Origin of the sequence: Stutzerimonas kunmingensis (assembly GCF_032106285.1) — a bacterium.
In the GTDB taxonomy this organism is placed as follows: Bacteria; Pseudomonadota; Gammaproteobacteria; order Pseudomonadales; family Pseudomonadaceae; genus Stutzerimonas; species Stutzerimonas kunmingensis_B.
Map to the genome: position 1 here is coordinate 24334 of NZ_DAMCPO010000013.1, position 20331 is coordinate 44664.

The 20331-nt window shown below is 63.9% G+C and carries 19 protein-coding genes and 1 pseudogene; 10 read left to right on the plus strand and 10 right to left on the minus strand.

The window, feature by feature from the left end:
• Positions 1-249: 249 nt before the first annotated feature.
• A complete protein-coding gene (locus RT582_RS12070) occupies positions 250-1368 on the minus strand; it encodes a branched-chain amino acid ABC transporter substrate-binding protein (protein WP_313477555.1) in 1119 nt (372 codons plus the stop codon).
• 198 nt (positions 1369-1566) lie between these two features.
• On the opposite strand from RT582_RS12070, the gene RT582_RS12075 reads away from it, so the two are divergent.
• The gene (locus RT582_RS12075) at positions 1567-1884 is read left to right on the plus strand and encodes a DUF2288 domain-containing protein (RefSeq protein ID WP_014821206.1); all 318 of its coding nucleotides are present in this window, start codon (positions 1567-1569) and stop codon (positions 1882-1884) included.
• A gap of 58 nt (positions 1885-1942) precedes the next feature.
• Here the strand turns inward: RT582_RS12075 and RT582_RS12080 are convergent, their stop codons facing one another.
• From RT582_RS12080 to RT582_RS12115, 8 genes are all read right to left on the minus strand, one after another.
• Positions 1943-3526 (minus strand): M48 family metalloprotease, encoded by a 1584-nt coding sequence (locus tag RT582_RS12080; RefSeq protein ID WP_313477556.1) that lies wholly within the window; start codon positions 3524-3526, stop codon positions 1943-1945.
• Positions 3513-3878 (minus strand): hypothetical protein, encoded by a 366-nt coding sequence (locus RT582_RS12085; RefSeq protein ID WP_041756511.1) that lies wholly within the window; start codon positions 3876-3878, stop codon positions 3513-3515. Before RT582_RS12085 ends, RT582_RS12080 begins: the two co-directional genes overlap by 14 nt.
• Complete coding sequence (locus RT582_RS12090) at positions 3812-5170, minus strand: CHASE2 domain-containing protein (protein WP_102832483.1); 1359 nt, start codon at positions 5168-5170, stop codon at positions 3812-3814. Before RT582_RS12090 ends, RT582_RS12085 begins: the two co-directional genes overlap by 67 nt.
• Positions 5171-5254: 84 nt before the next feature.
• Positions 5255-6022: a phosphonate ABC transporter, permease protein PhnE gene (gene phnE / locus RT582_RS12095; RefSeq protein ID WP_313477557.1), complete on the minus strand. Its 768-nt coding sequence runs from the start codon at positions 6020-6022 to the stop codon at positions 5255-5257.
• Positions 6019-6852 carry a phosphonate ABC transporter, permease protein PhnE gene (gene phnE / locus RT582_RS12100; RefSeq protein WP_090521617.1) on the minus strand — a complete coding sequence of 278 codons (834 nt, stop codon included), beginning with the start codon at positions 6850-6852 and terminating at the stop codon, positions 6019-6021. Before phnE (RT582_RS12100) ends, phnE (RT582_RS12095) begins: the two co-directional genes overlap by 4 nt.
• Positions 6846-7694, minus strand: coding sequence for a phosphonate ABC transporter ATP-binding protein (locus RT582_RS12105; RefSeq protein ID WP_090521615.1), 849 nt, complete (start codon positions 7692-7694; stop codon positions 6846-6848). Before RT582_RS12105 ends, phnE (RT582_RS12100) begins: the two co-directional genes overlap by 7 nt.
• Before the next feature lie 19 nt (positions 7695-7713).
• The gene (locus RT582_RS12110) at positions 7714-8565 is read right to left on the minus strand and encodes a putative selenate ABC transporter substrate-binding protein (protein WP_090521613.1); all 852 of its coding nucleotides are present in this window, start codon (positions 8563-8565) and stop codon (positions 7714-7716) included.
• Between the two features lie 509 nt (positions 8566-9074).
• Positions 9075-9887, minus strand: coding sequence for an undecaprenyl-diphosphate phosphatase (locus tag RT582_RS12115; protein ID WP_090521609.1), 813 nt, complete (start codon positions 9885-9887; stop codon positions 9075-9077).
• A gap of 279 nt (positions 9888-10166) precedes the next feature.
• On the opposite strand from RT582_RS12115, the gene RT582_RS12120 reads away from it, so the two are divergent.
• The 5 genes from RT582_RS12120 (at position 10167) to RT582_RS12140 (ending at position 15748) form a co-directional block, all read left to right on the plus strand.
• Complete coding sequence (locus tag RT582_RS12120) at positions 10167-11054, plus strand: NAD(P)-dependent oxidoreductase (RefSeq protein ID WP_102832485.1); 888 nt, start codon at positions 10167-10169, stop codon at positions 11052-11054.
• Positions 11051-11833, plus strand: coding sequence for a hydroxypyruvate isomerase family protein (locus tag RT582_RS12125; RefSeq protein ID WP_090521605.1), 783 nt, complete (start codon positions 11051-11053; stop codon positions 11831-11833). The genes RT582_RS12120 and RT582_RS12125 overlap by 4 nt, the downstream gene beginning before the upstream one ends.
• A 120-nt stretch (positions 11834-11953) precedes the next feature.
• Positions 11954-13300, plus strand: a complete 1347-nt coding sequence (locus RT582_RS12130; RefSeq protein ID WP_023444478.1) for a spinster family MFS transporter — start codon at positions 11954-11956, stop codon at positions 13298-13300.
• Between the two features lie 157 nt (positions 13301-13457).
• On the plus strand, positions 13458-14723 hold the full coding sequence (locus tag RT582_RS12135; protein WP_023444477.1) for an Hsp70 family protein: 1266 nt from the start codon (positions 13458-13460) through the stop codon (positions 14721-14723).
• Positions 14724-14839: 116 nt separating this feature from the next.
• Entirely contained in the window at positions 14840-15748 is a 909-nt protein-coding gene (locus tag RT582_RS12140) for a CHAD domain-containing protein (protein ID WP_313477562.1), read from the plus strand.
• Positions 15749-15895: 147 nt separating this feature from the next.
• On the opposite strand, the gene rapA is transcribed toward RT582_RS12140, so the two are convergent.
• A complete protein-coding gene (gene rapA / locus RT582_RS12145; RefSeq protein WP_313477563.1) occupies positions 15896-18745 on the minus strand; it encodes an RNA polymerase-associated protein RapA in 2850 nt (949 codons plus the stop codon).
• A gap of 151 nt (positions 18746-18896) precedes the next feature.
• On the opposite strand from rapA, the gene RT582_RS12150 reads away from it, so the two are divergent.
• The 4 genes and pseudogenes from RT582_RS12150 to ccoM all read left to right on the plus strand — a co-directional run bounded on the left by RT582_RS12150 (position 18897) and on the right by ccoM (position 20329).
• Entirely contained in the window at positions 18897-19193 is a 297-nt protein-coding gene (locus RT582_RS12150; protein WP_090521698.1) for an aspartate-semialdehyde dehydrogenase, read from the plus strand.
• Between the two features lies 1 nt (position 19194).
• Positions 19195-19822, plus strand: a pseudogene (locus RT582_RS12155) (alpha-ketoglutarate-dependent dioxygenase AlkB family protein).
• Entirely contained in the window at positions 19819-19980 is a 162-nt protein-coding gene (locus RT582_RS12160; protein ID WP_014821192.1) for a hypothetical protein, read from the plus strand. The pseudogene RT582_RS12155 and the gene RT582_RS12160 overlap by 4 nt, the downstream one beginning before the upstream one ends.
• Positions 19981-20221: 241 nt before the next feature.
• A complete protein-coding gene (gene ccoM / locus RT582_RS12165) occupies positions 20222-20329 on the plus strand; it encodes a cytochrome c oxidase subunit CcoM (RefSeq protein ID WP_023444473.1) in 108 nt (35 codons plus the stop codon).
• Positions 20330-20331 lie beyond the last annotated feature (2 nt).

Sequence of the window (20331 nt, forward strand, 5' to 3'; positions counted from 1 at the left end):
TCCCGAAGTCCCTGCAATTGCGTTTCGGTCTGCTGCGCTGCCCACGTCGAACGCACCGCACACCCTGGCGCGGCGCCACTGCGGTACGGTGCCCTGCGGATCACGCACGGCATCGGTTCGAGGTGGGCCTGCTGTTCAGGCCGCTCGTTGAATTACAGGTACGGCAGGGCGACCCGGGTGCTTTTGGCTGGGCCGCCTGCTTAAAACAAAGCCCACAAGCGAGTGTGGGCTTCGTCAGGCTGATGGAATTTACTTGGCTTCGGTCTTGGTGCCGTCCTGGTGCCATTCGTAGACGACGAAGTTGAAGTCCTTCAGGTCGCCCTTCTCGTCGAAGGAGAGCATGCCGGTCGGGGTGTCGAAGGTGTTGCTGCGCAGCGCCTCTGCCACCTTGGCGGTGTCGGTGCTGCCGGCTTTCTCGATACCTTCGGCAATGACCTGCACGGCGGCGTAGGCGGGGAATACGAACGGGCCGCTCGGGTCCTGCTTCTTGGCCTTGAAGCCGTCTACCAGTTCCTTGTTGCGCGGGTCCTGATCGAACGACTTCGGCAGCGTCACGTACATGCCTTCGGAAGCCGGGCCGGCGATGGCGGAGATTTCCGAGTTGCCGACGCCTTCCGGACCCATGAAGCGTACGTTCAGGCCTTTTTCCTTGGACTGACGCAGCAGCAGACCCAGTTCCGGGTGGTAGCCGCCGTAATAGACGAAGTCCACGCCTTCACGCTTGAGCTTGGCGATCAGCGAGGAGAAGTCCTTGTCGCCGGCATTGATGCCTTCGAACAGGCCGACCTTGATGTTCTTGCTTTCCAGGGTCTGCTTGACGGCAGTGGCGATGCCTTCACCGTACTGCTGCTTGTCGTGGATGACGGCAACGTTCTTCGGCTTGACGTGGTCGGCAATGAAGTTGCCGGCGGTCGGGCCCTGCAGGCTGTCGAGGCCGATGGTACGGAAAATCAGCTCGTAACCGCGGGAGGTGATGTCCGGGCTGGTGGAAGCCGCGGTGATCATCAGGATGCCTTCGTCCTCATAGATGTCGGACGCCGGCTGAGTGGAGCTGGAGCAGAGGTGGCCGACAACGAACTGCACTTCGTCATTGACGATCTTGTTGGCCACCGCCACGGCCTGCTTCGGATCGCAGGCGTCGTCGTAGCGCACGCCTTCCAGTTGCTGGCCGTTCACCCCGCCGGCCTTGTTGATCCGCTCGATGGCCATTTCGGCCCCGATGAACTGCATGTCCCCGTACTGCGCCACCGGCCCGGTTACCGGCCCTGCCAATCCGATGCGGATCGTGTCGGCGGCCAGGGTGTAGCTGGCTGCGCCGGTCAGTGCCATTGCCAGAAAAATTTTCGAAAGACGCTGGTTGGTCTTCATAAGTGCTCCACTTGCATCGTTATTGTTTGAATCCTGCGGGCCGGAGTGCCGTTTAGAGGCGAACATCCCGAAACGCTCCGGCAACTGTACCGGCACAGTGTAGAAGTGTCTCCTCCGTTTGCACAGCCGGCAGATTCAACCGTTTGATGGGAATCGGGGCGCGGGTATCATTGCGCGCTTTCGTATCTGGTGAGTCCCATGGCCGACGACGCAAGCACTCTTTATGCCAAGCTGTTGGGCGAAACCGCAGCGATTACCTGGGAAGAACTGCAGCCGTTCTTCGCTCGCGGAGCGCTGCTGCAGGTGGCTGGCGATGCTGATCTGGTCGAGGTGGCGCTGGCCGTCGCCGAGGACGATCAGACCAAGGTAGCGGCGTGGCTCCACGGCGGACAGCTGTCGAAGATGCAGCCCGAGCAGGCGCAGGACTGGCTGGAGCGTGACCCCGACCTCTGGGCCGTCGTGGTCGCCCCTTGGGTGCTGGTGCAGGAGCGCGTCGGCAAACCTGCATTGCACTGAAACGGGGCGAGGCGCGCAGCCGGTAATCGACTGCGCAACCAGCGTCGCCCTCTCAAGGTCAGCCGATCTTCTTGCAGACATCCTTTCGATTTGGCATCTGCTTGCATTTTTCGCCGAGCATGCGCAGTTCGCTCTCATCTTTCTTGAGCTTATGAGCGAGCATCTTTTCGACAATGAACTGTTCCTGTGAACCCAGGTGGCGTTCAGCCCGTTCAATGGTCGCAAGGGCCGCAACTGCATCGCCATTGTTCAGATGATAGTGAACCAGTTGTTCGTAGACTTCCGGTCCCGCTAGCGACCAGTCCTTGATTGCGTTGAGCTGCGCCAGTGCACGACGTTTGTCACCAGTTGCCATGTGGACGTTGAAGAGGCTACGACGAATGCCTGGCTGGTTAGCCACCGGAGACCTCAGAGCTCGCTCGGCCAAGGTTCGGGCATCCTTCAGATTCTTCTGAGCCAGGGCCTCGTTGGCTCCGTAGGCGTTCTTGTAAGCGTCCAGTGAGGCTTTCACGCCTGGGGTGTTGCGGACTGTAAGCCAGTTCCGTTTATTTACCCGGTGATAACGCTCGGCATCGTACTCGCGCTGCAGATATTGGCGCAGGTCGTCATCGCGGCGCTGGGCTGACATGTGTGAGCGGGTGAGGTGCTGGCCGACTGCGCTGACGGTCGTCATCAGGCCCTGATTGACGAATGTGTTGATCTCCTGGGTAAAGCCGTTCAGGTCGAGGCGCTGCAGCGAATCTTGCATCGCGCCCCGTCGCGCCTGGATAAAACCGGCCAGGAGGGGTTCCTGCTTTCCCTGGAAATCGCTAAGCCGCTGCAGACTGTGGCTGGCACCGCGCGGCGCGTAACGCGCTTTGATCAGTAGATCGGTACCCAGCAGATCTGCCTGGTCTTCCTGAGCACGACCCCAGGCGGTGTTCCATACGTTGTCTGAAAAGGTGTTGGCGAGTGAGGTGTAGAGCACCGTCTCACCGACGGCCTTCTGTGTGGCTTGCGGATTTTTGCTGACCACCTTCCATTTCGAAGCTCCGCGATCCAGGCGAGAGTCGGCGACCATCGTCGCGATTACCGCAGTGGTGGCAATGTTGGTCAGCAGTTCCCGCTGCTCGTTGAAGGCTTGGCGGCGATCATGGTGGCGCAGCAGCACATGGCTCATTTCATGGGCCAGCATCGCCGCGATTTCGTCCTCGCTTTCTACGCTTTCCAGCATGCCGAGCGGCACGTAGAGATTGCCGTACGGGTCGGCTGATGGCCCGAACGAATAACTGTCGGTGACCGTTACCCGCAATTGTGGCTGCTCGCCAGGCCAACCCTTGGCGAGACGTTCGACGATGCCTTGCAGATAGTTCTGCAGCGCAGGGATTAGCACCACGTTCTGTTGGCGGATTTCATTGGCTGGCAGGCTACGGCCGTCATAGCTCAGCCGCAGGTTGTGGTTGTGCTGCGGATCGAGGCGGAAGTAGCTGCGAACCTCCTCCTGCTCCAGGTACTTGCCCTGAAACCCGCTTTGCGTGCTTTGTCCTGCAAGATTGATCAGCGCGTCAGGTGCTCCTTTGAGCGTGCTGCACCCGCCCAGACAAGTCAGCAGTAAAGCCGCCGCGAATGCGGCACGCTTACGCAGTAGGTCAGTTCTTCGCACAGCCAGCCCCGTAACCAATGGTGGAGAGATTGGTCGCGCTATCTGCGCGGGCCTTGGGCAGTGCTGCGCACGGCATGGGAACGGTCTTGCCTTGACTCAGGCGGACATCGACACCATCCAGCCAGACCAGCTGTCCGGCTACCTCGACCTGCACCAGTTCGAGATCGTCATTCCACTGCTGTGCGGCCAGCGGTGTGGCGGGTAACTCGGAGCGTGCAATCTTCTTCAGCAAACGACCCTCTGCATCAAGCAGAGCGATCGGATCGTTGGTGTATTGCTCTACGGTCAATCCGGCCGCGTAGCTGGTACTGCTGAGCAACAGGGCGCAGAGCAGTGTGAGGGGTTTGCGCATGATGACTCCTTTCGTGTGCTGGTCGAGGGGAGGGAGGGGGATTCCGGTTCTTCTGGCAGTAACACGCCAATCAGCAGCAGCAAGCCGAGGATGTTCACTGGAGTGACGCGCAACTGATAAAGCAGCACGCTGATTAGCAGCAGACAGAGCGTTGCACCGATCGCGAACGCCAGGCGATGCCCAGGCAAAAGGCCTGCGCGGGCCGAGTGAAACCAGAGAATGACCAAAGCGAAGATGAACTCGAGCAGGTCCAGGACATCGATTTCGGTGTTGAACAGTTGCGGTGGTGCGGCGATGTAGTCCTGGCCATATTCGATCAAGTTATCCAGCGCCATGGCGTGGGCGTAGACGCCCGGCAACTTGCCGTGAACCGGCGAGCTGGTGAGATCCGCGGCGGAACTGATGGAGGCGCCTACCATTACCAGGCGATCGCCAAGCAGCTCGCGTAACAAGGCGCGCTCCTCCGGTACGGTCGTAGCCAGGGCACTCGCGGTGATTGTCAGGTGAAACGGGCAGCGTGTTTCGGTAGGAGCACTGAGACGCCAGAAGACCGACTGGGCGAGCTGGCTGAAAATCCGGCTCCAGAGTCCAGATGATGAAGCGCACTGGCTGACGTCGCTGACCAGACGCTGCTCACGCGCCGGGTCACCGCCCCATTGCAGAGCGATCGGCGGTTGTTCTCCGGCGAGCTGTGCCGTTGCTGGTAGCGGCTGGCAGGCATGGCGCGTGCAGTAGCTTCTGTATAAGGCGAAGGCTGCGCTGTCCATCCAGCCGTATGCGGTCTCGGCTGCCAGCGGGTACTGATCTTCATAACCGCTCCAGCTCACCAGTGCCGGCTCGCTAACTTCGGTAAAGATCGGCAAGGCATTGGATTCAGTGCTGCCGGAGTTGGCGAGATACAGCGGCACGCCGGCAGCTCGATAGCGTTCGAACACGTTGGACAGGAGTCGACTACTGTCGCTGTTGCGTCCGCGGGAGTGGTCGTAGCTGTACATCAGGTCAACCATGACCGCGGCTGGTCGATAGGCCAGTAGCTGGCGGAACAGTTTGCTCTGTTCGCTGTAGGGTAGTGGCCAATGGCTTTCGCGCTGGCGCAGAAAAGCGTCATCGATGATCACAACTGCGATCTGCTGTCTGGCGCCGGCATCGCCGTAGGCGTTGGCTTGCAGCTGATTGAGCAGGCGGGACGATGCGCCATCGGTGGCCGTAGTCAGGCCGAAGGGATCCAGCAGGATTGCCAGCAATGCCAGTACGGTTCGTAGCGTAGACAACTGGCGCGGTAGGGCCGGCACTTCATCATCCTTGATGATCTCAAAACGACATCACGGATGTTCGGTGAATCAGTTCACAAAAGTCAACGGAGTCGGCCGCGGCGATTAGCCTCGCACCCAGCGCTGCCTGGCCCAGGCACTCAGGCTGTCGACCGCCAGTACCATCGCCAGCATGGCCAGGATCACCGTCGAGGCTTGGGCTTCCTGGAACAGGCTGAGGTTCATGTAGAGCATCTGGCCCAGGCCGCCGGCGCCAACGAAGCCGAGCACGCTGGCCATGCGAATATTGTTTTCCCAGCGGTACAGCGTATAGGCCACCAGTTGCGGCCAGAGCGAGGGCAGCGTGCCGTAGCAGAATGCCGCGATGCGTCCGCTACCGGCCAGGCGAAGGGCGTCGGCGGGCCGGGACGGGGTATTTTCCAGCGCTTCGGCGAACAGGCGCCCCAGCACGCCAGCAGTGTGCAGCGCCAGCGCCAGGGTGCCGGCGTTCGGCCCGAGCCCCGCTGCCAGCACCATCAGCGCGGCCCAAACCAATTCCGGAATCGCCCGCAGCGCATTGAGCAGCAGGCGTGATGCGGCCTGTGCCAGCAGACCGAAACGGCCGGCCGCGGGGAGTGCCAGCAACAAGCCGAACAGGGCTGCGAGCAATGTGCCGATGGCCGACATCGCCAGGGTTTCCAGCGTGCCGCGAGCGATCGCCTGCAGATGCGCGGGCGACAGGTCCGGCGCCATGAATCCCGAAGCGTAGGCGGCCATCTGCGCAAGGCCGTCTCGGCTGAGCAGCGCGGCGCTTTCCAGCTGCAGGAAGGCAAAGGCGGCCACCACGGCCGCGACCAGCCCGGCCGGAATCAGCAGGCGCGACAGCAGACTCATGCGAATCTCCAGCGCAGCAGACGGCTGAGCAGGTCCGCCAGCAGCACCAGCGCGAGGAACGTCAGCAACATGGCGGCGACCTCACCGCCGGCGAACATGCGCATCGACAGGTCCATCTGCTGGCCGAGTCCACCGGCGCCGACGAACCCCATCACCACCGAGGCGCGGATCGCACATTCCCAGCGGTAGACGCTGTACGACAGCATCTCGCCCGTGGCCTGCGGCAGCACGCCGTAGAGGAAGGCCTGCAGCCGCGAGGCGCCGGCACCGAGCAGTGCACGGGCGGGTAGCGGGTCGACCGACTCGAAGATCTCCGCGTAGACCTTGCCGAGCATGCCGGCGTAGGTGATGGCGATGGCCAGCACGCCGGCGGTCGGCCCCAGGCCTACGGCGCGGACGAACAACAGCGCCCAGACGATCTCCGGGATGCTGCGCAGCACGATCAGCAGGCCGCGTACCGGCCAGCGCAACGCTTGCGCCCACCAGGCCGGGCGACCACCACGGCTGAGCGCCGAGAGCGACAGGGCGCGGGTGGCAAGCAGGGCGCAGGGGATGGCGACAGCCAGGGCCAGGGTCATGCCGGCAGTGGCGATTGCCAGGGTTTCCAGTGTCGCCTGCCAGAGCAGGTCAAGGAATTCGCCACTGTGCTCCGGTGGCCAGAACGCCGAGAGAAACGTGCCCATGGTGTCGGCATTGCTGCCGTCGAACAGCACACCCAGGTCCAGCTCGCTCAGCCTTACCCCTGGCCACAGCAGCGCCACGGCCAGCAGGGTCAACATCAGGCGTGGCGCGGCGGCAGGATCGTGTCGGACAGTTGCGGGGTTCAGCATCGCGGAATGTTCAGTGGCGGGGTCGCTGCTGCAGGTGGCGACGGGGCATGCTGAAGCTGCTCATTGGCATACAGCGCCGCCAGCTCGTCGGGGCCGATTTCGCTGGCAGGCTTGTCGAACAGGATGCGGCCGTCACGCACGCCGACGATTCGCGGAAAGTGCTCCAGTGCCAGCTCCACTGCATGCAAGCTGGCCAGCAGCGTGGCGTTGCGACGTTGCGCCTCGCGGTTGAGCACGCCCAGCGTGTGACTGGCGAGCACCGGGTCCATGGCTGAGACGGGTTCGTCGGCGAGGATCAGCTCCGGCGCCTGGTAAAGCATGCGGGCGATTCCGACCCGCTGCAGCTGGCCGCCGGATAGCTGATCGCAGCGCATGTACAGCTTGTCGGCAAGGTCGAGCCGCCCGAGCGCCTCGGCAGCGCCCTGGCGGTCCAGGGGATAGAGCAGGCTGAGCAGGCTTTTGGGTAGCGACCAGTTGCCGAGACGCCCCGCCAGTACCGCCGTCACCACCCGCTGTCGCGGTGGTAGCGGCGGCGCCTGGTGGATCAGGCCGATCTGGCTGCGCAGGCGTTGGCGAGCGCCGGCCGAGAGCGTCCAGGGGCGCTTGCCGAGCAGCTCGAGATCGCCCTGATCTGGCTTGAGCGACGTGGCTAGCAGACGCAGCAGCGTGGTCTTGCCGGCCCCGGACGGGCCAATGATGGCGACCCGTTCACCCTGCGCGACCTGCAGGTCGAGCCGCCGCAGTGCGATCTGGCCGCCGGCGTGGGTGTGGCCCACGCCGGCCAGCTTCAGCGCCGGTTGTGCAGCGAGGCCTGGCGCCGGCGGTGTTTGCAATGTGCTCATTGCTGGCGCTTACGCGGCATCACTTGAGCAGGCCGGCGGCGCGCGCAGCTTCTTCGATGCCTGCGTAGTTCTCCGGCTTGGTCTCGATAAAGCGACTGGCGGCCTGCAGATCGAGAATCGCCTTGTGCTCAGGGTTGGCCGGATCGAGGGCGAGGAAGGCAGCCTTGATCTTCTCGACCAGCGCCGGCTCGAGGTTGCCGCGCACGGTCCAGTTGTAGTCGTAATAAGGCGGAGTGATGGAGATCACGCGGACCTTGTCGGTGTCGACCTTGCCGGCCGCGACCAGCTTGTCCCACACCGAGGCGTTGAGCACGCCGGCGTCGGCCTTGCCGGCCTCGACCCAGGCGGCGGTTGCATCGTGAGCGCCCGAGTAGGCGATGCGCTTGAAGAACTGCTCCGGCTGGATGCCGTCCTTGAGCATGAAGTAGCGCGGCATCAGGCTGCCTGAGGTCGACGACACGGAGCCGAAGGCGAAGGTCTTGCCCTTGAGGTCGGCCAGTGACTTCACCTCGGGATCGGCGGTGATGAACTTGCTAGTGAACTGCTCGTCCTGCTCGCGCTGCACCAGCGGGATCGCATTGCCAGTCTTCAGACGGGTCTGGACAAAGGTGAAGCCGCCCAGCCAGGCGAGATCGAGGCGGTCGGAGGCCAGGGATTCGACGACAGCCGCATAGTCCGATACCGGGGTGAACTTCACCGGCATGCCCAGCTGCTGTTCCAGGTATTCCCCCAGCGGCTTGAACTTGCGAATCAGCTCGGTCGGGGCTTCATCGGGGATAGCGGAAACCCGCAGGGTTTCAGCGGCGTGGGTAGTAGCAATAGACAGGGACAGGGCAAGGCCGGCGACGGCTGCCAGGGAGCGCTTCAGCATTGAGGGTTCTCCGGTTCAATAGCGGAAAAAGCGCGCGGATTATAGAGCGTGGTAGGCGTGTGGCGCCAAGGGAAAGCTGAACAGGGACGTTTGGAGCGCTTCTGGCGCATTTCCATTGCAGAAATATCGTGTAACACGACGAACTTTTTTCAGGCCCCAAACCTAAGTGATCTGTAGTGGCCGAATATGTGCAATGTGCCACCCCCCGCAGGCAAAGGAAGCGAATGTGAAGTGCGATAAGAAGCGTCGGTCCACCATGGTCTGGGCAGATGGTCACTCATTCAGAGAGGTAGCGCGAATTCAGGCGCAACCTGTTGGCAGCGCGGAAGTACGCAGCGCGCCTTTGACCGAGAAGATGTTCACCGAGGCGCGTATCGCAGCTGTCCTGCTCGGCCCACTGCTGATCGACCTGCCTCAGGGCTGATAGGGCGACCTCGCTCCGGCCAGCGCCGCGGCAGCGCGAGGAATCGCACGCCGCGGCAAGGTGTTCAACGTATCAGCAGGGGTGCTCAGGCGCCGGCGAACAGTACCAGCAGCACCACACCGAGGATCAAGCGGTAGATCACGAACGGCAGCATGCCGACGCGCTCCAGCAACTTCAGGAAGATGTGGATGCACAGGTAGGCGCTCATCGCCGACAGCACCACACCCAGCCCCATCGCCGTCCAGTCAACCGCTACCCCGCCTTCCACCAGGTCGAGTGTGCTCAGCGCGCTGGCAAGCACGATCACCGGGATCGACAGCAGAAAGGAAAAGCGTGCTGCGCCGGAGCGCGACAGGCCCAGCAACAGCCCGGCGGTCATCGTCACGCCCGAGCGCGAGGTGCCGGGAATCAGCGCCAGCGCCTGGGCGCAGCCGATCAGCAGGATGTCCTTCCAGTTCAGACTGTGCTCGTCGCGCGGTTGCGGGATTCGCCGGCTGACCACGTCCGACCACCACAGCAGCAGACCGAAGCCGATGGTCGCCCAGGCGATCACCAGCGGCGAACGCAGCTGGACTTCGATGAAGTCCTTGAACAGCAGCCCGGCGATGCCGACCGGAATCGTTCCAAGGATCACCGCCCAGGCCAGCCGGCTGTCACCGACCCGCTCGCGGCGGGCTAGCGATGCGAACCAGTCGCGCGTCATGCCGAAGACTTCCAGGCGGAAGTACCAGACCACTGCGGCCAGGGTGCCGAGGTGCACCGCCACGTCGAATGCCAGTCCCTGGTCGTCCCAACCCACCAGGTGCGGGAAGAGGATCAGATGAGCCGAGCTCGATACCGGCAAGAACTCGGTTAGTCCCTGCACGATGGCCAGAACGATGATCTGAATTAAATCCATTGCTTGTTTCCTGCGATGTCTTCTGATGCACGCGCGTTGCCAAGGGCAGGCGTGCGTTGAGCGGATGGGTCTGCGCGAGGCGATGCCCCAGGGCCTCCTTCAGAGGCGCTCGACGGCGGATCGTTCCGGTTGGTCGGGCAATTTACTGGATCGGTCACAGTGGAATTGTGGCAGCAGGAGGGGGCATTGAGCAGTTGAGGGATGAGGGAGGTACATCGTTTGGCCGTTCCTGGCGGTGCGGCGCTAGAATCACGACCTCGTTCGTCAAGGAGCCGCCTCATGTCCGACCTGCCAACCCTCGCTTTTGCCGGTATCGGCCTGATGGGCCTGCCGATGTGTCGACGCCTGCTGGCGGCGGGGTATCGTCTGGCGGTGTGGAATCGCTCGCCCGAGAAGTGCCAGCCGTTGGTAGAGCTGGGGGCCAGGGCGGTGGCGACGCCCGCCGAGCTCTGTGCCGAGGCCGACATTGTGCTGTTGTGTCTGGCCGACACCGCCGCTGTGCGCGAGGTGCTTTTCGGCAAGGGCGGCATCGCCGAAGGTGGCAAGGCCGGCAAGCTGCTGGTCGATCACTCGAGCCTGGAGCCGACGGCAACCCGCGACATGGCCGCCGAGCTGGAATTTCGCAGTGGCATGCGCTGGGTCGATGCCCCGGTCTCCGGTGGAACGCCGGGCGCGGAAGCCGGCAGCCTGGTGATCATGGCCGGCGGACGCGACGAGGATGTCGAGCGGGTACGGCCGGTGCTGATGCACCTGGGCCAGCGCCTTACCCATATGGGTGGGGTCGGCGCCGGCCAGGTGACCAAGGTCTGCAATCAGATGATCGTCGCCTGCAATGCGCTGGTGATCGCCGAGGTCGTGGCCTTGGCCGAACGTGCCGGAGTCGACGCCAGCCTGCTGGCACCGGCGCTGGCCGGCGGCTTCGCCGATTCCAGGCCGCTGCAGATTCTTGCCCCGCAGATGGCAGCGAGCGAGTTCGAGCCGGTGAAATGGCACGTGCGCACCCTGCTCAAGGACTTGGACACTGCGGTGAAACTGTCCCGTGAGCAGGGTTCGGCGACGCCCTTGAGCGGCCTGGCCGCGCAGCTGATGCGCCTGCACGGCAGCCAGGGCAATCTGGAGCGTGACCCCGCCACGCTGGTGCAGATGTACCGGGAGGGCGACCAATGAAGATCGCCGCCAATCTATCGCTGCTGTTCACCGAGCTGCCGCTTACCGAACGCATCCTTGCCGCCCGCACCGCCGGTTTCGATGGCGTGGAGATCCAGTTTCCTTACGAAGTGCCGGCCATTCGCCTGAAAGAGCAACTCGAGCGCGCCGGCATGCCGCTGGTGCTGATCAATCTGCCCGCCGGCGATCTGCTGCAGGGCGGACCAGGTCTGGCGGCGGTGCCGGATCGGCAGGAGGCCTTCGACGCGGCTCTGCAGGAGGCGCTGACCTATGCGCTGATGGTTCGCCCGGCCAGTGTCAACGTGCTGCCGGGCCGCCTCGCCGAGGGCGTCGACCGTGAGCTGGCGCTGGAGACGCTCGAGCACAACCTGTGGAAGACCGCCGACGCCTTCGACATGCTCGGCATCCGCGTGCTCTGCGAAGCGATCAACCCGCTCGACATGCCAGGCTTTCTGATCAACAGCGCGGCGGATCTGGAGGCTCTGCTGCAGCGGGTCGATCACCCCAACTGCCTGGCGCAACTGGATTTCTACCATATGGCACGCCAGCAGCTGGACCTGCCCAGCTGCATTACCCGGCTGGGCGAGCGCATCGGTCATGTGCAGTTCGCCGACTGCCCGGGCCGCGGCGCGCCGGGTAGTGGTGAGCTGGACTTCGGCGCAGCGCTGCAGGCCTTGCAGGCCAGCGGCTACCAGGGCTGGCTGAGCGCCGAATACAAACCGGGGGAGCAGGGCACCGAAGCCAGCCTGGGCTGGCTGGCCGAGTGGCGCGGGCGCTGAGCCATCGCGGGGCATAAGCGAAGGTGATGTTCGGAGACAGGATCAGGCACAGACTCTAGAGTCATGGTCGAGTCCCGGCTGGTCTGCGGCCGGAATATAAGAACAATCGAGACCGACGTCATGCAGCCTTCCACCCAAGCATCCAACGCCTGGCGCGTGCTGTTTCTGCTCTTTCTGGCGAACCTGTTCAACTTCTTCGATCGCACCATACCGGCGATCATCGCCGAGCCGATCCGCCTGGAGTGGAGCCTCAACGATTTCCAACTCGGCCTGATCGGCACCGCCTTCACCATCGTCTACGCCATTGCCGGGCTGCCCCTGGGGCGCATGGCGGACCTCGGTTCGCGGCGCAAGATCATGGGCTGGGGGCTCACCGCGTGGAGCGGCCTGACCGCGATTAACGGCCTGGCCTGGAACTTCTGGAGCTTCCTGCTGGTGCGCATGGGCATCGGCATCGGCGAGGCCAGTTACGCGCCCGCCGCCAACTCGCTGATCGGCGACCTGTTTCCGGCGCACAAGCGCTCCCGGGCCATGGGCATCTTCATGCTCGGCCTGCCGTTGGGCCTGTTGCTGGCGTTCTTCACCATCGGTTCCATGGTAGAGGCGTTCGGCAGCTGGCGCGCGCCCTTCTTCATCGCCGCGGTGCCGGGCCTGGTGCTGGCGCTGTTCATCTTTCTGATCAAGGAGCCCAAGCGCGGCGCCGCCGAGACCGTCAAGGTTTCCCAGGAGCCGGTGCAGCAGCCGATCCGCAAGGTGCTGTCGATTCGCACCTTCTGGTGGCTGGTGCTGGCCGGCCTGGCATTCAACTTCGCCACCTATGCCTGCAACGCCTTCATGGTGCCGTTGCTGATGCGTTATCACGGTGTCTCGCTGGTACAGGCGTCGGTCGCCACCGGCGTGATCGTCGGCTTGACCGGCCTGTTCGGGTTGACCCTGGGCGGCTGGGTCGCTGACCGTATCCACCAGCGCTACGCCCGTGGTCGCCTGATCTTCGCCGCTGTGAGCATGTTGATCGCGACCATCGCGACCGGCTATGCGCTGCTGGCCGGCCGCATCGAGGTCGGCATGTTCGTCGCCGTGTTCAGCATTGGCTGGCTGTTCTCCTACAACTTCTATACCTGCGTCTACACGGCAATTCAGGACGTGGTCGAACCGCGCCTGCGGGCCACGGCCATGGCGCTGTTCTTCGCTGGCCTGTACCTGCTGGGCGGCGGCATGGGGACAGTAGTGGTGGGGCTGCTCTCGGACCACTTCGCCGAAGGGGCGATGCTGGCAGCGGGCGCCAGCGAGATGGCCGAGGCCTTCCGTGCCGAGGGTCTGCACGGGGCGATGTATCTGATACCGGCGTCGCTGCTGCTGACCATGCTGTTCCTGTTCCAGGCATCGCGGACCTTCTGCGCCGATGCCAAGCGCATGACTGCCGGGATGACGGCCGATGCGCCCGGCGCGGAGGCGGTGCCTGCCTGATACGTTTGCGTTATGGGGTTTGTGCCCGGACCAGCGATGGCCGGGCATTTTTTTGTCTGGAGAAAGCCATCGAGGGGCTAACCGACGATAGGCCTGCATCGGCGGGCCGCCTCCTTTACACTGCGCGGCCGTTTTTTCAGTACCCGTGGAACACGCCATGCTCAACGCCTCATCCGCCCGCGCCTGCGGCATCGACTTCGGCACCTCGAATTCCACGGTTGGTTGGTGGCGCCCCGGCGTCGATCCGCTGATCGCGCTGGAAGGCGAGCAACCGACCTTGCCGTCGGTGGTGTTCTTCAATCTCGAAGAGCGCCGGCCGGTCTACGGTCGGCAGGCGCTGAGCGAATATCTGGAGGGCTATGAAGGCCGCCTGATGCGTTCGCTCAAGAGCCTGCTCGGCTCCAAGCTGCTGAAAAGCGAAACCACCGTGCTCGGCAGCGCCATGCCGTTCAAGGAAATCCTCGGCCTGTTCCTCGGCACCCTCAAGCAGCGCGCCGAAACGGCTGCCGGCCGGCCATTCGAGGAAGTCGTGCTGGGGCGGCCGGTGTTTTTCGTCGATGACGACCCGCAGGCCGACCGCGAGGCATCGGACACCTTGGCCGCTGCCGCCCGCAAGATCGGCTTCAAGGACGTGTCCTTCCAGTACGAGCCGATCGCCGCGGCCTTTGATTACGAGTCGCGTATCGAACGCGAAGAGCGCGTGCTGATCGTCGATATCGGCGGTGGTACCTCCGACTTCTCGCTGGTGCGGCTGTCGCCCGAGCGTCGGGACGTCGATGATCGACAGGCTGATATTCTCGCCACCGGCGGTGTGCACATCGGCGGTACCGACTTCGACAAGCAGCTCAGCCTGAGCGGGGTGATGCCGCTGTTCGGCTATGGCAGCCGGATGAAGAGCGACGCACCGATGCCGACCAGCACCCACCTCAACCTGGCCACCTGGCACACCATCAACGCCGTATACGCGCCGGCCTCGCTACGGGCGTTGCAGAGCATGCGCTACGACATCGTCGACCCCACCGGTATCGACCGGCTGTTCCGCCTGATCGAGCAGCGCGCCGGACACTGGCTGGCGATGCAGGTGGAGCAGGGCAAGATCGAGCTGACCGAGGCGGAGCAGTTCGCCATCGACTTCCAGCGTATCGAGCCGCAACTGCAGGTCGAGCTGACCCGCCAGGGCTTCGAAGGCGCCATCGCCGCACTGCTTGACCGTATCGGTGGCAGCATCAATCAGCTGCTGGCGGATGCCGGCGTGCGCCATGATGAGGTCGATACGGTGTTCTTCACCGGTGGCTCGAGCGCCATTCCTGCACTGCGCGACAGCGTTGCCGGGCTGCTGCCTCGGGCGCGGCACGTGGAAGGCAATCGCTTCGGCAGCATCGGCAGCGGATTGGCCATCGAGGCGCGCAAGCGCTACGGTTGAAATGGAATCCCGGCGTTGCTGACACAAATCTTCACATTGCCGGAATAACACCCGGCGTGGCGTGCGGGTCTCAATACGGATGCTCCAGCGGAGCGTGTCATTGAGGGATAACGCAAATGGCCTATCGAATACGCCCAGCGCGCAATGCTGCCAAAGAGGTGCGCAAGGCCGCGCTGGGGCGCATCAACAAGGCGATCCAGGCGCTCTGTGTCGAGCCGTCCGAGCGGGCCGAGGGCGTGCACCAGGCGCGCAAGCGCTTCAAGGAATTGCGCGCGCTGCTGCGGCTGGTGCGTGAACCGCTCGGTGCGCGTTTCAGCGTCGACAATCGTCGGCTGCGCGATGCCGGACGACGCCTGGCCGAGTCACGCGATGCCGCCGCCATGCTGGAAAGCTGGGACGCCCTGGAGCGCACCAATCAGCCACTGTTCGTCAGTGACGCGTTCCGCCAGATCCGTCTGCGCTTGCAGCAGCGCGCCGCGCCGGATGGTGAGGTGCATACCGGCTTCGATGTGGAAGTGACGCAGGTGCTGGGTGACCTGCGCGCACTGACTCGCGACGTGCAGCACTGGAAATTGCCGGGCAAAGGCTTCGGCTTGCTCGCCGCGGGCTTTCGGCGAACCTATGCCGACGGTGTGCGGGATCTCGCACGTGCGCAAAAGGCGGACTCGGATGAGTTGCTTCACGAATGGCGCAAGCGGGTGAAGGACCACTGGTATCACTGCCAGCTGCTGTCTCCGTGCTGGCCGGATGCGCTGGAAACTCGCGCGGAACAGCTCAAGCAGGTCGCCGACGCGCTGGGTGACGACCATGACCTGGCGGTGATGACTGAGCTGATGCAGGGCGAGCCCGAGCTGTTCGGTACACCGGATACCCGTGAAGCGGTGCAGCGCTGTATCGAACAGCGACGGGCGCAATTGCAACAGCGCGCGCTGCGCCTGGGCCGCCGCTTGTATGCCGAACCGCCAAAGGCGCTAGCGGAGCGGGTCGGGGCGTACTGGCGTATCGCACGTAAGGAATCGGAATAATAGGAGCACGCCTCGACGGGGGCGTTCCCGGGGAAGCGCGGACCGCCTCGTTCAGGTCGGGAACGAGGTGGTCCAACCGCTGGTGCGTTGACCTGAACGGATGGTTTGGGCACCGCCTTCAGGACACACGGGCAAAGCGCTGCCGGCTCAGCCGGCGACCAGCACCCGTATTGCCTCCAATCGCAAGGCCGCCTTTTCCAGTGCTGCCAGGCCGTCTTCGCGCTGCTGACGCAGGGCTTCGATCTCGCTGTCGCGCACGCTCGGGTTGACTGCCTGCAGGGCTATCAGTCGCGCCAGCTCCTCCTCCAGGCCGGCCTTGAGCTTGCGTTGTGCTTCGGCAACGCGCTCGCTGTGGCGCGGCGCGATCTTGGCTTCGGCGGCGGCGATCTGGGTGGCCAGCACGTCGCGCTGGGCCTGAACGAATTTGTTGGCGCTGGCCCGCGGCACGCTTTCCAGCTGATCGTTGAGCGTATCGAAGGCCACCTTCGAGGCCAGGTCATTGCCGTTGCCGTCGAGCAGGCAGCGCAGCGCCAACGGCGGCAGGAAGCGGCTCAGTTGCAGCGCGCGCGGCGCCACCACTTCACTGACGAACAGCAGCTCCAGCAGCACGGTACCCGGCTTGAGCGCCTTGTTCTTGATCAGCGCGACCGCGGTATTGCCCATGGATCCGGACAGCACCAGGTCCATGCCACCCTGCACCATGGGGTGTTCCCAGGTGAGGAACTGCATGTCTTCGCGGGCCAGGGCCTGTTCGCGGTCGTAGGTGATGGTCACGGCCTCGTCGTCGCCCAGCGGGAAGCTGGCATCCAGCATCTTTTCGCTGGGGCGCAATACCAGGGCGTTTTCCGAGTGGTCTTCGCTGTCGATGCCGAACGCGTCGAACAGCTGCTCCATATAGATCGGCAGGGCGAACTGGTCGTCCTGCTCCTCGATGGCTTCGACCAGCGCCTTGCCTTGTTCGCCGCCGCCGGAGTTGAGTTCCAGCAGACGGTCGCGACCGCTGTGCAGTTCGGCTTCCAGACGCTCGCGCTCGGCGCGGGCCTCGTCGATCAGCAGCTGATAGGCGTCGTCGTCACCTTCTTCCAGCTGCGCCAGCAGGCGCTGACCGAAGCGGTGCTGCAGGGCGTTGCCGGTCGGGCAGGTGTTGAGGAAAGCGTTCAGTGCCTGGTGATACCACTTGAATAGGCGTTCCTGCGGACTGGTTTCCAGATACGGCACGTGCAGCTGGATGGTGTGCTGCTGGCCGATGCGGTCGAGACGGCCGATGCGCTGCTCGAGCAGGTCCGGATGCGCCGGCAGATCGAACAGCACCAGATGGTGGCTGAACTGGAAGTTACGGCCCTCACTGCCGATTTCCGAGCAGATCAGCACCTGCGCGCCGAACGCCTCGTCGGCGAAGTAGGCCGCGGCGCGGTCGCGCTCGAGGATGCTCATACCCTCGTGGAACACCGTGGCCGGAATGCCGGAGCGCACGCGCAGCGCGTCTTCCAGATCCAGGGCGGTCTCGGCATGAGCGCAGATGACCAGCACCTTGTACTTCTTCAGCATCTTCAGCGTGTCGATCAGCCATTCCACGCGCGGATCGAACTGCCACCAGCGGTTGCTCGCCTCGCCGTCGTCCTGCTGGCTCTGGAAGGCGACCTCCGGATACAGCTCGGCATGCTCGCCCAGCGGCAGTCCGAGGTATTCGGCCGGGCAGGGCAGCGGATAGGGATGCAGCTGGCGCTCCGGGAAACCCTGCACGGCGGCACGGGTGTTGCGGAACAGCAGACGGCCGGTGCCGTGACGGTCGAGCAGCTCGCGGATCAGCCGGCTGCTGGCCTCGATGTCGCCATCGGTGGCGGCGGCCAGCAGGGCTTCGCCCTCGGCGCCGAGGAAATCGTGGATAGTCTGGTGTGCCTGCTGCGAGAGACGGCCCTCGTCGAGCAGCTCCTGCACGGCTTCGGCCACCGGCTGATAGCTGGAGCTTTCGGCGCGGAAGGCATCGAGGTCATGGAAACGATTCGGATCGAGCAGCCGCAGACGGGCGAAGTGGCTGTCCAGACCGAGCTGTTCCGGAGTTGCAGTCAGCAGCAGCACGCCGGGGATCACTTCGGCCAGCTGTTCGACCAGTTTGTATTCGGCGCTGGCACCTTCCGGGTGCCAGACCAGGTGGTGCGCTTCGTCCACTACCAGCACGTCCCAGCCTGCGGCGAAGGCAGCATCCTGGGCACGCTCGTCTTCCTTCAGCCATTCCAGCGATACCAGTGCCAGCTGGGTGTCTTCGAACGGGTTGCTGGCATCGCTCTCGATGAAACGCTCGGCATCGAACAGTGCGACTTCCAGGTTGAAGCGGCGGCGCATCTCCACCAGCCACTGGTGCTGGAGGTTTTCCGGAACCAGGATCAGCACCCGGCTGGCGCGGCCTGAGAGCAGTTGGCGATGGATGATCAGGCCGGCTTCGATGGTCTTGCCCAGGCCCACTTCGTCGGCCAGCAGTACGCGCGGGGCGATGCGGTCAGCGACTTCCTTGGCGATGTGCAGCTGGTGCGCGATGGGCTGCGCACGCACGCCACCGAGGCCCCACAGCGAGGATTGCAGCTGGGCGCTCTGGTGCTGCAGGGTGTGGTAGCGCAGGCTGAACCAGGCGAGCGGGTCGATCTGCCCGGCGAAGAGGCGGTCGCTGGCCAGGCGGAACTGGATGAAGTTCGACAGCTGGGTTTCCGGCAGGGTGCGGGCTTCGTTCTGTGCGGTCAGGCCGTGGTAGACCAGCAGGCCGTCGACGTCGTCGACCTCGCGCACGGTCATCTTCCAGCCTTCGAAATGGGTGATCTCGTCACCGGGTACGAAGCGCACCCGCGTCAGTGGGGCGCTGCGTGTCGCGTACTGGCGCGTTTCGCCGGTCGCCGGATAGAGCACGGTGAGCATCCGTCCATCCTGGGTCAGGATGGTTCCGAGGCCGAGTTCTGCCTCGCTGTCGCTGATCCAGCGTTGCCCCGGTAGATACTGCTGCGCCATGCTGCCTCCCGCTGTGAAAAAGCCGGCTATGGTAACGGAACGTCGCCATCAGAGCGACGGCCGATGGCGACTGCGTGACGCATGAAGTGTAGCGGTCCTGTTAAAGTTGGCCGGTGCCGCGCCGATTCATCGGTAAAGAGGGGTAATGAGCATGCTGCCACCCATCCCATCAGGCGTATTCCCGGTCAACGCCCAGCAGGACGTGGTCAAGCCGCGCCCGGAGATCGCACCGGTGGCACCCGTGCAGCCGAGCCCGGACGAAAGTGCGGTTACCCTCGACCGACGTCATCCGCAGGAGAGCGCCGAGATGCTGCGCGACGAGCAGCGGCGGCGTCAGCGCCGGGGTTATACCCCGGAGGAACTGGCGACCGGAGAGACTGATGAGCAGGACCAGGCCGAGCTCGAAGAGCTGCCGCGCCAGGGACTCTGGGTTGACGTCGAGGTCTGAGGTGTTCACGAACGACCCGAGCCACGCTTCATCGATCGAGTTGCCGGACGCCGCACTGGACTACTACCCGGGGTGGGTCGACAGCGAAACCGCCGATGCCTGGCTGGAGAAGCTCGTCAGCGCCACGCCCTGGTCGCAGCCCGAAATCCGAATCTATGGCCGCCAGGTTGCAGTACCACGCATGGTCGCCTGGTACGGCGACGCGGACGCCAGGTATCGCTATTCCGGCCTGCGACATGATCCGCTGGCCTGGACACCGCTGTTGCGCGACATCCGTGAGCGTCTGCAGCACGAGACCGGTCAGCGCTTCAACGGTGTGTTGCTGAACCTGTATCGCGACGGACGCGACGCCATGGGCTGGCACAGTGACGATGAGCCCGAGCTGGGCGATTGCCCCACTGTCGCTTCGCTGAGCTTGGGCGCTGAGCGGCGCTTCGATCTGCGGCGCAAGGGCAGTGGGCGGATTCAACACTCGCTCGTCCTCGCTCGTCCTCGCTCATGGCTCGCTGCTGGTCATGAGGGGCACGACGCAGCATCATTGGCAACACCAGATCGCGCGGACCAGTAAGGTGCTGCAGCCGCGCCTCAACCTGACCTTCCGCCTGATCGAGATGAGGCCGAGCAAATGAGCAGCGACGAGAAGTTGATCGACTTTAGTGCAGAGCGCGCAAAGCGCATTCACGACCTCAACGACAAGCGCCTCGAGGAAATGCGCAAGACCTTCGAGCAGGTCCTGCCGCTGGGCAAGGCGAAGAAGAAGGGCAAACGCTCTCCGAAGAAGCGTTAATCGCGCCCCTTTCAACATTGCACAGATCGATTCGCTATTAGCCGCTCGGCTCTCACCACACTTCTGCTGCTGCCCCTGCCGTTTTTCGCCTCAAACACCCCTGTTTTCTTGACCTGGATCAGTCGTTGCTCACGGCTGTGCGCGCTGCTTTGTGGCCATTGACCCGGGTCAATTTTTTTAGGGGGGAGCGGGTTTAACTTGAACCCATCGAATAGCGAATCAGGTTTCGGAGGTAGGTCTCATGTTTGTCGATGATGTGGTGCTCGCAGGGGTGGTCACGGTCGGCCTGATGGTCGCCTTCCTCGGAGGCTTCGGATATTTCATCTGGCGGGATGCGCACAAGAAGTAAGC

Excerpts from the sequence above, each read along its gene's own strand:
- RT582_RS12070 (WP_313477555.1), bottom strand. The coding sequence starts at position 1,368 with ATGAAGACCAACCAGCGTCTTTCGAAAATTTTTCTGGCAATGGCACTG.
- RT582_RS12075 (WP_014821206.1), top strand. The coding sequence starts at position 1,567 with ATGGCCGACGACGCAAGCACTCTTTATGCCAAGCTGTTGGGCGAAACC.
- RT582_RS12085 (WP_041756511.1), bottom strand. The coding sequence starts at position 3,878 with ATGCGCAAACCCCTCACACTGCTCTGCGCCCTGTTGCTCAGCAGTACC.
- phnE (WP_313477557.1), bottom strand. The coding sequence starts at position 6,022 with ATGAGTCTGCTGTCGCGCCTGCTGATTCCGGCCGGGCTGGTCGCGGCC.
- phnE (WP_090521617.1), bottom strand. The coding sequence starts at position 6,852 with ATGCTGAACCCCGCAACTGTCCGACACGATCCTGCCGCCGCGCCACGC.
- RT582_RS12105 (WP_090521615.1), bottom strand. The coding sequence starts at position 7,694 with ATGAGCACATTGCAAACACCGCCGGCGCCAGGCCTCGCTGCACAACCG.
- RT582_RS12110 (WP_090521613.1), bottom strand. The coding sequence starts at position 8,565 with ATGCTGAAGCGCTCCCTGGCAGCCGTCGCCGGCCTTGCCCTGTCCCTG.
- RT582_RS12115 (WP_090521609.1), bottom strand. The coding sequence starts at position 9,887 with ATGGATTTAATTCAGATCATCGTTCTGGCCATCGTGCAGGGACTAACC.
- RT582_RS12120 (WP_102832485.1), top strand. The coding sequence starts at position 10,167 with ATGTCCGACCTGCCAACCCTCGCTTTTGCCGGTATCGGCCTGATGGGC.
- RT582_RS12125 (WP_090521605.1), top strand. The coding sequence starts at position 11,051 with ATGAAGATCGCCGCCAATCTATCGCTGCTGTTCACCGAGCTGCCGCTT.
- RT582_RS12130 (WP_023444478.1), top strand. The coding sequence starts at position 11,954 with ATGCAGCCTTCCACCCAAGCATCCAACGCCTGGCGCGTGCTGTTTCTG.
- RT582_RS12135 (WP_023444477.1), top strand. The coding sequence starts at position 13,458 with ATGCTCAACGCCTCATCCGCCCGCGCCTGCGGCATCGACTTCGGCACC.
- RT582_RS12140 (WP_313477562.1), top strand. The coding sequence starts at position 14,840 with ATGGCCTATCGAATACGCCCAGCGCGCAATGCTGCCAAAGAGGTGCGC.
- rapA (WP_313477563.1), bottom strand. The coding sequence starts at position 18,745 with ATGGCGCAGCAGTATCTACCGGGGCAACGCTGGATCAGCGACAGCGAG.
- RT582_RS12150 (WP_090521698.1), top strand. The coding sequence starts at position 18,897 with ATGCTGCCACCCATCCCATCAGGCGTATTCCCGGTCAACGCCCAGCAG.
- RT582_RS12160 (WP_014821192.1), top strand. The coding sequence starts at position 19,819 with ATGAGCAGCGACGAGAAGTTGATCGACTTTAGTGCAGAGCGCGCAAAG.
- ccoM (WP_023444473.1), top strand. The coding sequence starts at position 20,222 with ATGTTTGTCGATGATGTGGTGCTCGCAGGGGTGGTCACGGTCGGCCTG.